This window comes from Kitasatospora sp. NPDC004723, assembly GCF_040609255.1.
GTDB lineage: Bacteria > Actinomycetota > Actinomycetes > Streptomycetales > Streptomycetaceae > Kitasatospora.
The window spans coordinates 315,897-326,820 of sequence record NZ_JBEXJT010000002.1 but is presented as its reverse complement, the minus strand read 5'-3'; the positions used below and the strand labels follow the sequence as shown (position 1 = coordinate 326,820).

Annotated in this window: 1 protein-coding gene; it reads right to left on the bottom strand. The window is 74.8% G+C overall.

What is annotated here, in order from left to right:
* Positions 1–27 precede the first annotated feature (27 nt).
* A complete protein-coding gene (locus tag ABZW10_RS04330; RefSeq protein ID WP_355359652.1) occupies positions 28–10,854 on the bottom strand; it encodes a type I polyketide synthase in 10,827 nt (3,608 codons plus the stop codon).
* Positions 10,855–10,924: the final 70 nt, after the last annotated feature.

Below are 10,924 nucleotides of genomic sequence, written 5' to 3'. Positions count from 1 at the left end.
GGTCGGTTGCCGTCGATTGCCGGTCGATCAGGTGCCGAGCTCGTTGTCCAGCAGCTCGAAGAGTTCGTCGTCGGTGGCCGCTTCGACCGAGGAGGTGTCGTGGTCGGCGCCGCGCTGCCCGTCCTGCGCCCCGTTCCACTTCGCCAGCAGGACCTCCAGGCGCATGGTGACGGTGCTGCGCAGCCCGCGGTCGGACGGGGAGGCGGCCAGCGCGGCTTCGAGCCGGTCGATCTCCGCGAGCACGGACGGCGGCTCCGCCTCTCCCCCGGCCGGCAGCGAGGCGCCGAGGTGCTCCGCCAGGGCGGTCGGCGTCGGGTGGTCGAACAGCAGGCTCGCCGGCAGGCGCAGCCCGGTCACGGCGCCGAGGCGGTTGCGCAGTTCGACGGCCGTGAGCGAGTCGAAGCCGAGGTCGCGGAAGGCCTGGCCGGCGCCCACCGCCTCCGCGGAGGCGTGCCCCAGGACGGCGGCGACCTCACCGCGGACGGTGGCCAGCAGGATCCGCCGGCGCTTGTCCTGCGACGCCCCGGCCAGCTGCTCGGCCAGCTCGCCCGCGCCCGCGCCCGGCCGGTCCGGCCGACGGGCCGGGACCGGCACCAGGCCACGCAGCACGGCGGGCAGCGGATGGCTCCCGGCCCGGGCGCGCAGGGCGGCGAGGTTCAGCCGTACCGGGAGGAGGACTCCAAGGCCACCGGTGGTGGCCGCCGCGCGGGCCGTGTCGAAGAGGGCCAGGCCCTCGCGCCCCGACAGCGGCGCCACCCCGCCCCGGGCCATCCGCCCGAGCGCCTCGGCGCCCGCCTCGCCCAGCATCCCCTCGTCACCGGCCCACGGCCCCCAGGCGAGCGAGACGCCCGGCAGGCCCTGCGAGCGGCGGAGCTCCACCAGCGCGTCCAGGTAGGCGTTGGCGGCAGCGTAGTTGGCCTGTCCGGCGGTGCCGAGCGTGCCGGCGAGGGAGGAGAAGAGCACGAACGCGGTCGACGCGTGGTCCCGGGTCAGCTCGTGCAGGTGGAAGGCCGCGTCGACCTTCGGACGGAACACCCGGTCCAGCCGCTCCGGCGTCAACGAGTCCACCAGCGCGTCGTCCAGTACACCGGCGGCGTGCACGACGGCGGTCAGCGGGTGCTCGGCCGGCACCGAGTCGAGCAGCGCGGCGAGCGCGGCGCGGTCGGCCACGTCGCAGGCCACCGTCGTCACCCGGGCGCCCAGGGCGGCCAGTTCGGCCTCGAACCCGCCCGCGCCGTCGGCCTCCGGCCCGCGTCGGCTGGTCAGCAGCAGGTGCCGCGCACCGTGCACCGCGACCAGGTGCCGCGCCACCTGCCGGCCCAGCGCCCCGGTCGCGCCGGTCACCAGGACGGTGCCGGCGGGGTCCAGGGCCTCTGTCGTCGCCGTGCCGGCTGCCGGCGTGTCGACGGTCGTCGTGTCGGAGGCCGTCGTCGCGGAGGCCGTCGCGCGTGCCAGCCGGGGCACGAACGTCCGGCCCGCCCGCACCGCCAGCTGCGGTTCGTCCGCCGTCGCGGTGGCCGCCAGCAGGGCCGGCAGGGCGCGCGCGGACTGCTCGTCGTCGTCCAGGTCGACCAGGACGAAGCGGCCCGGGTGCTCGGACTGCGCGGAGCGGACCAGGCCCCAGACCGCGGCCTGGGCCGGATCCGGCCGCCCGGGTGCGCCGTCGCCCGGGACGTCGGGTGCGACGGCGCCCTGTGTCAGCACCACCAGCCGGGCGGAGTCGGAACCGGCCCGCTCCAGCCACTCGCGCACCAGCGCCAGCACGTACCCGGTCGCGGCCCGAGCCGCCTCCGGAGTACCCGCCGCCGCGCCGGGGGCCGGGGGCAGCAGTGCGACCACGGCGTCGGGGAGCGCCGGCCCGGCGAACAGGCCGGCGAGGTCGGCGTGGACCTCGGGGGTGCGGCCGGCGGCACGCAGGGCCGTGACCGGTCCGCTCGCCGTGCCGCCCACCAGCGCCCAAGGCGACGGTTCGACGGCGGTGTCGGCGGGTTCGGCGTGCGGGAGGGGCGCCCAGGTCACCCGGTAGAGCGAGTCCGGCTGCCCGGTGCGGGCGGCGGCCAACTGCTCCGCGGAGACCGGCCTCAGGACGAGCGAGTCGACCGAGGCGACGGGCCTCCCGGTCCCGTCCGCGGCCAGCAGGGACACCGCGTCCGCTCCGGCCGGGGCGATCCGCACCCGCAGGGCCGCCGCGCCGGACTCGTACCGGCGCACCCCGCTCCAGGAGAAGGGAACACGGGTCCGGCCGGTGTCGGGCAGCAGCCCGCCCAGGGCGACGGCGTGCAGCGCCGCGTCCAGCAGGGCGGGGTGCACACCGAACCCACCGGTCTGCGTGCCCTCGGGCAGCGCGACCTCCGCCAACACGGCGTCGCCCTGTTGCCAGGCCGCCCGCAGGCCCCGGAACACCGGGCCGTAGTCGAGCCCGGAACCCGCCAACCGCTCGTACAGCGCCTCCGTGTCGAGCACGCCCGCCCCCGGCGGTGGCCAAGCGGACAGCTCGAACTCCGCGCCCGGGCCGCCGGCGCCGAGCACACCCGTGGCATGGCCTGTCCACGGCTGGTCGGACGCGTCCCCGTGGGCCGCGCGGGAGTAGATCGTCAGCGTGCGGCGGCCGGCGCCGTCGGCGGGGGCCACGACAACCTGGAGCTGCACACCGGCCTGGTCGGGCAGGGCGAGCGGCGCCTGGATCGTCAGCTCCTCCAGGAGGTCGCACCCCACCTCGTCGGCGGCCCGCAGCGCGAGGTCCACCAGGGCGGTGCCGGGAAGCAGCACGGTGCCCAGCACCGCGTGATCGGCGAGCCAGGGATGGGTGGGCAGGGACAGCCGACCGGTGAGCAGCACGCCCTCGCCGCCGGCCAGTGTGACGGCGGCTCCCAGCAGGGGGTGCTCGGCCGCCGACAGGCCCGCCGAGGTGACGTCGCCGACCGCCGGACCCGGCTCCAGCCAGAAGCGGCGGCGCTGGAAGGCGTAGGTCGGCAGGTCGTCGACGCGTCGGGGGTCGGTGCCGGTGAGGGCGGCGGTCCAGTCGAGGGTGATGCCGTGGGTGTGGAGGTGGGCCAGGGCGGTGGTGAAGGCCTCGGCCTCCGGGCGGTCGGCGCGCAGGGCCGCGACGGTGACGGCGTCCGGCGATGTCTCCTGGACCATCGGGGTCAGGCCGCCGGGGCCGACCTCCAGGAAAGCCGTCACGCCGTTGGCCGCGAGCGTCTGGACGGCATCCGCGAACCGGACCGCGTGCCGGACATGCCGCACCCAGTACTCGGGGTCCGCCAGCTCCTCGACGGTGAGCGGCTCCCCGGTGAGCGTCGAGACGATCGGCCGGGTCGGCTCGCCGAACGTGACACGCTCGGCGACCTCACGGAAGCGGGCGAGCATCGGCTCCATCAGCGGCGAGTGGAACGCATGCGAGACCGCCAGCCGCTTCGTGCGGCGGCCCTCGGCGGCGAGCAGTTCGGCAACCTCTGCCACAGCCTCTTCGGCGCCCGAAATGACCACCGACGTGGGACCGTTGACGGCCGCGATGCCCACCACGTCCTCGCGGCCGGCCAACAGCGGCAGCACCTCGTCCTCGGAGGCCTGCACCGCCACCATCACGCCGCCGGGCGGCAGCTCCTGCATCAACCGGCCGCGCGCCACCACCAGTTCAGCGGCGTCCGCCAGCGAGAGGACGTCGGCGACGTGGGCGGCGGCGAACTCGCCTATCGAGTGACCCGCCAGGAAGTCCACGCGCACACCCCACGACTCCACCAACCGGAACAACGCCACCTCCACCGTGAACAACGCCGGCTGCGTGAACTCCGTCCGGTTGAGGAGTTCCGGGTCCTCCCCGAACACCACGTCGTGCAAAGGCCGTTCGAGGTGGGCGTCCACGGCGTCACACACCGCGTCGAAGGCCTCCGCGAACACCGGGAACGCCGCGTGCAGCTCACGCCCCATCCCCACCCGCTGACTCCCCTGCCCCGAGAAGAGCAGAGCGACCTTCGCCCCCGCCACCGCGACACCACGGACCACCGCCCCGGACGACTCGCCGTTCGCCAGCGCACGCAGGCCCTCCAGCGTCCCCGCCACATCCGGCGCGACCACGGCCGCACGGTGCTCCAGCACCGCCCTGGACATGGCCAGCGAGTACGCCACATCGGCCGCCACCAGGTCCTCACGCTCCCCGGCGTACGCGAGCAGCCGCGCGGCCTGGTCCCGCAGCGCCTCGGGAGACTTCGCCGACAGCACCCACGGCCTCGCGGCCTGGTCGCCCTGGTCCGTCTCACGACGCAGGGCCGACGCAGCCGGCGCCTGCTCGATGATGACGTGCGCATTGGTCCCGCTGAAGCCGAACGAGGAGACACCGGCCCGGCGCGGACGGTCACCGGAGGGCCATGCGACCGGTTCGGTCAGCAGCCGCACCGCACCGCTCGACCAGTCGATGTGCGGGGACGGCCGCTCCGCGTGCAGGGTCCTGGGCAGGACGCCGCGCTGGAGCGCCTGAACCATCTTGATCACGCCGCCGACCCCGGCCGCCGCCTGGGTATGACCGATGTTCGACTTCAACGAGCCCAGCCACAGCGGACGTTCGCGGTCCTGCCCGTACGTCGTCAGCAGCGCCTGCGCCTCGATCGGGTCACCGAGCCTGGTACCCGTGCCGTGCGCCTCCACCGCGTCGACATCGGCCGCCGACAGCCCGGCGTTGGCCAGCGCCTGCCGGATCACCCGCTGCTGCGCGGGGCCGTTCGGCGCCGTCAGGCCGTTGGACGCGCCGTCCTGGTTGATGGCGCTGCCGCGCACCACCGCCAGCACCGGGTGCCCGTTGCGCCGCGCGTCCGACAGCCGCTCGACCAGCAGCATGCCCACGCCCTCGCCCCAGCCCGTGCCGTCGGCCCCGGCGCCGAACGCCTTGCAGCGACCGTCGGCGGCGAGCCCGCGCTGCCGGCTGAACTCGACGAACGCCCCCGGTCCGGCCATCACGGTGACGCCGCCGGCCAGCGCCAGCGAGCACTCGCCCGAGCGCAGCGCCTGCACCGCCAGGTGCAGGGCCACCAGCGACGAGGAGCACGCCGTGTCCACCGTCACCGCCGGCCCCTCCAGACCGAAGGAGTAGGAGAGCCGGCCCGAGATGACGCTGCCCGAGTTTCCGGTGCCGAGAAAGCCCTCCACGCCCTCGGGGACCGTCTGCAGCGAGGAGGCGTAGTCGTGGTACATCACCCCGGCGAAGACGCCGGTGTCCGAGCCCTTCACCGAGGTCGGGTCGATGCCCGCCCGCTCGAACGCCTCCCAGGTCGTCTCCAGCAGCAGCCGCTGCTGCGGATCCATCGCCAGCGCCTCGCGCGGCGAGATCCCGAAGAACGCCGCGTCGAACTCGCCCGCGTCGTGCAGGAATCCTCCCTCACGGGTGTGACTGGTTCCGGCCTCGTCGGGACCGTCGGCGGAGAGCAGGCCGAGGTCCCAGCCCCGGTCGACGGGAAACCCGGAGATGGCGTCCGTACCCGAGGCCAGCAGCTGCCACAGCTCCTCCGGCGAGCTCACCCCGCCGGGATAGCGGCAGCTCATGGCGACGATCGCGATCGGCTCGTCCGCCCGGGCCGTGGTGACGGCGGCAGCGGCGGGGCGCGGTGCGTCGGCCAGCTGGTCCCGCAGGAAGCCGGCCAGCGCGGCGGGCGTCGGGTAGTCGAAGACCAGGCCGGCCGGCAGTCGCACACCGGTGGCGGCGCCGAGCCGGTTCCGGAGCTCCACGGCCGTCAGCGAGTCGAAGCCCAACTCGCGGAACGCCTGCCCCGATGGGATCGACTCGGCGCGGCCGTGGCCCAGGACCGCGGCGGCGTGGGTGCGCACCAGCTCCACCAGCAGCTCGTACTGCTGCGCTTCGGGCAGCCCGGCCAACCGGAGCGCCGTCGCCGCCGACGCCCCGGACTGCCCGGTCCCGGACGCGGCGACGCGACGCACCGAGGCGGGCACCAGGTTCCGCAGCACGACCGGCAGTTCCCCGGATCGGGCCGAATCCCGCAGGACCCGGGTGTCCCAACGCGTCGCCACCACGAACGGATCCGCTGAGCACATGGCGGCGTCGAAGAGCGCGAGGCCGTCCTCGGTCTCGATCGCGGTCATCCCGGACCGGGAGATCCGGCGCCGGTCCACCTCGCTCAACTCACCGCTGAGCGCACTGTCCTGAGCCCACAGCCCCCAGGCCATCGACACCGCCGGCAGCCCGGCCGCCCGCCGCCGCCGCGCGAGCGCGTCCAGGAACGCGTTCGCCGCCGCGTAGTTGCCCTGCCCCGCACTGCCGAACACCCCGGCGGCGGAGGAGAACAGGACGAACGCCGACAGCTCCAAGTCCCGCGTCAACTCGTCCAGATGCAGCGCCGCATCCACCTTCGGACGGAACACCCGATCGATCCGCTCCGGCGACAAGGACTCGACCAGCCCGTCGTCCGTCACACCCGCCGCGTGCACGACCCCCGTCAGCGGGTGCTCCGCAGGGACGGCCGCCAGCAGCCCGGCCAGCGCGTCACGGTCCGCGACGTCACAGGCCTCGACGGCGACCTCGGCACCCGCCGCCGTCAACTCCGCCACCAAGTCGGCCATACCCTCGGCACCCGCACCCGAACGGCTCGCCAGCAGCAGCCGGCGCACCCCGTGCCCGACGACCAGGTGCCGTGCCACCAGGCGCCCCAGCGTGCCCGAGGCACCCGTCACCAGCACCGTGCCACCCTCGACAAAGCGAACCGCAGGGCTCTCGACGGCGGCGACCCGCGCCAGACGCGGCACCAGCACCTCACCGCCGCGCACCGCGACCTGCGACTCACCCGACGCCACGGCCGCCGACACCGCCGCCCGGACGTCCCCGGCCCCCGGCTCCACATCCACCAGCACAAACCGGCCCGGATGCTCCGACTGCGCCGACCGCACCAGGCCCCACACCGCCGCCTGACCCTCGTCGACAGCACCCTCCGCCACCCCGCCACGGGTCACCACCACCAACCGCGAACCCTCGAAACGCTCTTCGCGCACCCACTCCTTCAGCAGCTCCAACACTCCGCCGACAACCGCGCGCACACCCTCGGCGCCGGACCCCGACGGCGGGCACACCACCGCCAGCAGCCCCGGCACCCCCGCATCGACCCCCGGAGCCTCCAAGCCCTCCCGGACCTCCACCTCCGCAGCCTCACCCACCGCCACCGACCCCGGCACCCACTCCACCCGGTGGAGCGCGTCACGCTGCTCGTCGCGCGCGGCGGCCAGCTGCTCCGCGGCCACCGGGCGCAGCATCAACGACTCGACCGACAGCACCGGCCGGCCGGTGCCGTCCGCAGCCGAGAGCGCTACCGTGCCCGTGCCGAGGCCGGAGCCGGCCGCCGGGGCCAGCCGGACCCGCAGCACGGTCGCTCCGGTGGCGGACACGCTCACCCCACTCCACGCGAACGGGATCCGCCCCTCGTCCGACTCCGCGACGAAGTCACCCAGGCCGACGGCGTGCAGGGCCGCGTCCAGCAGGGCGGGGTGCACACCGAAGCCCGTCGCCTCGATGCCCTCCGGCAGCGCGACCTCGGCGAAGACCTCGTCGCCGCGTCGCCACCCGGCCCGCACACCCCGGAACACCGGACCGTAGGCCAGGCCCAGTTCGGCGAGGCGGTCGTACAGCCCATCGACGTCGACCTCGGCGGCGCCGGCGGGCGGCCACGCGGACAGCTCGGGCTCCGCGTGCTCCGCCGTCGGCGGCTGGGCCGTCGCCAGCACACCGGTGGCGTGGCAGGTCCACGGCGCGGCGGCGGTGGCGTCGTCGAGCCGCGAGTAGAGCCGCACGGCGCGACGGCCCGACGGGTCGGCGCCGTCCACCTGCACCTGGACGTGGACGCCGCCCCGCTCGGGCAGCACCAGCGGCGACTCCAGGGTCAGTTCCTCGACGCGGTCACAGCCCACCTGGTCGCCGGCCCGGATCGCCAACTCCACCAGCGCCGTGCCGGGCAGCAGGACCGTTCCCCTCACGACGTGGTCCGCCAGCCAGGCGTGCGTGGCGAGGGACAGCCGGCCGGTCAGCAGCACACTGTCACGGTCGGCCAGCGTGACCGCCGCCGCCAGCAGCGGGTGCTCCGCCGACCACAGGCCCGAGCCGGTGAGGTCACCTTCGGCCGGGCGGGTGTCGAGCCAGTACCGCTCGTGCTGGAACGCGTAGGTCGGCAGGTCGACCCGCCGGGCGCCGGTGCCGCTGAACACGGCCTCCCAGTCGAGGGCGATGCCGTGGGTGTGGAGCCGGGCAAGGGCGGTGGTGAAGGACTCGACCTCGGGACGGTCGGCACGCAGAGCCGGGACGGCAACGGCGTCCGCCGACGTCTCCTGGACCATCGAGGTCAGGCCCCCGGGGCCGATCTCCAGGAACGCCGTCACACCGTTGGCCGCGAGCGTCTGGACGGCGTCGGCGAACCGGACCGCGTGCCGGACGTGCCGCACCCAGTACTCGGGGTCCGCCAACTCCTCGGCAATGAGCGGCCGTCCGGTGAGCGTCGAGACGATCGGCCGGGTCGGCTCGGCGAACGTGACACGCTCGGCGACCTCACGGAAGCGGGCGAGCATCGGCTCCATCAGCGGCGAGTGGAACGCATGCGAGACCGCCAGCCGCTTCGTGCGGCGGCCCTCGGCGGCGAGCAGTTCGGCAACCTCTGCCACAGCCTCTTCGGCACCCGAAATGACCACCGACGTCGGACCGTTGACCGCGGCGATGCCCACCAGGTCCTCACGGCCGGCCAGCAGCGGCGCCACCTCGTCCTCCGAGGCCTGCACCGCCACCATCGCACCACCCGACGGCAGCTCCTGCATCAACCGGCCACGCGCCACCACCAGTTCAGCCGCATCGGCCAGCGAGAACACGCCGGCCACGTGCGCGGCGGCCAGCTCACCGATCGAGTGACCCGCCAGGAAGTCCGCCCGCACCCCCCACGACTCCACCAACCGGAACAGCGCCACCTCCACCGCGAACAACGCCGGCTGCGTGAACTCCGTCCGACCCAGCAGCTCCGCATCCTCCCCGAACACCACCTCACGCAACGACCGGCCCAAGTGGACGTCGACCGCAGCGCAGACCTCGTCGAACGCCTCCGCGAACACCGGGAACGAAGCATGCAGCTCACGCCCCATCCCCACCCGCTGACTCCCCTGCCCCGAGAAGACCAGGGCGGCCAGGCTCCGAGGGGCCACCGCCCCGGTGACCACCCCCGCGGCGGGCTCGTCCCGCGCCAGCGCGCCCAGGGCCTGGCGCAGGTCCTCGCGGTCGGCCGCGACGATCACCGCCCGGTGGTCGAGAGCGGCCCGCGTCGTCGCGGCGGAGAAACCGAGGTCCGCCACCGTGAGCCCGGGGTCGGCGTCCGTACGGGCGAGGAGGCGTGCGGCCTGGTCGCGCAGGGCCGCCGGGCTCTTGGCCGCCAGCAGCACGGGAAGCGGCAGCCGGAGCGGCCCGGGGACCTGCGGGGCCTCGGCGGCCGGCTCGCCCTCCTCGGCCGACGGGGCCTGCTCGACGATGACGTGCGCGTTGGTCCCGCTGAAGCCGAAGGAGGAGACGGCTGCGCGGCGCGGTCGGTCGCCCGCCGGCCACGCCACCGGCTCGGTCAGCAGTTCCACCGCGCCCGCCGACCAGTCGACGTGCGGCGTCGGCTCGTCCACGTGCAGGGTCTTCGGCAGCAGCTCATGCCGCAGCGCCTGGACCATCTTGATGATGCCGCCCACCCCGGCCGCCGCCTGGGTGTGGCCGAGGTTGGACTTCAACGAGCCCAGCCACAGCGGCCGTTCGCGGTCCTGTCCGTACGTCGCCAGCAGCGCCTGCGCCTCGATCGGGTCGCCCAGCGTGGTCCCGGTGCCGTGCGCCTCCACCACGTCCACGTCCGCCGCCGACAGCCCGGCGTTCGCCAGCGCCTGCCGGATCACCCGCTGCTGCGACGGCCCGTTCGGCGCCGTCAGCCCGTTCGACGCACCGTCCTGGTTGATGGCGCTGCCCCGCACCACCGCCAGCACCCGGTGCCCGTTGCGCCGCGCGTCGGAGAGCCGCTCCAGCAGCAGCACACCGACACCCTCGGCCCACCCGGTGCCGTCCGCCGCCGCCGCGAAGGGCTTGCAGCGGCCGTCCGCGGCCAGCCCGCGCTGCCGGCTGAAGTCCACGAACGCCGTGGGGTTGGACATCGCGGTGACACCGCCGGCCAGCGCCAGCGTGCACTCCCCCTGCCGCAGCGCCTGCACCGCCAGGTGCAGGGCCACCAGCGAGGACGAGCACGCCGTGTCCACCGTCACCGCAGGCCCCTCCAGGCCGAAGGTGTAGGCCACCCGGCCCGAGACGACGCTGGCGGCGCTGCCCGTCCCGATGTATCCCTCGACGTCCTCGACCGCCTGCTGCAGAACGGCCGAGTGGTCGTGGTACATCACGCCGGCGAACACGCCGGTCCGGCTGCCCCGCAGCGAGGTCGGGTCGATCCCCGCCCGCTCGAAGGCCTCCCACGAGGTCTCCAGCAGCAGCCGCTGCTGCGGGTCCATGGTGAGGGCCTCACGGGGCGAGATCTCGAAGAGGCCGGCGTCGAAGAGGCCGATGCCGTCGAGGAAGCCGCCCTCCCGCACATGGCTGGTGCCCCGGGTGTCGGGGTCGGGATCGTAGAGCGCGTCCAGGTCCCAGCCGCGGTCGGCCGGGAACTCCGAGATCGCGTCGCCGCCGTCCGCCAGCAGGCGCCAGAGGTCCTCCGGCGACTCGACGCCGCCGGGATAGCGGCAGCTCATCGCCACGATCGCGATCGGCTCCTGCTGGGAATCGTCGATCTTCTGGAGCCGCTCGCGGGCCTCGTGCAGGTCCGCCGTCACTCGCCGGAGGAAGTAGCGGAGCTTATCCTCGTTGTTCACCTGAGGCCACCCTCTTGCAGATATCTCGTGGAGCCGGGGTCCGGCAGATTCGTTGTGGGGAACGGGAGTT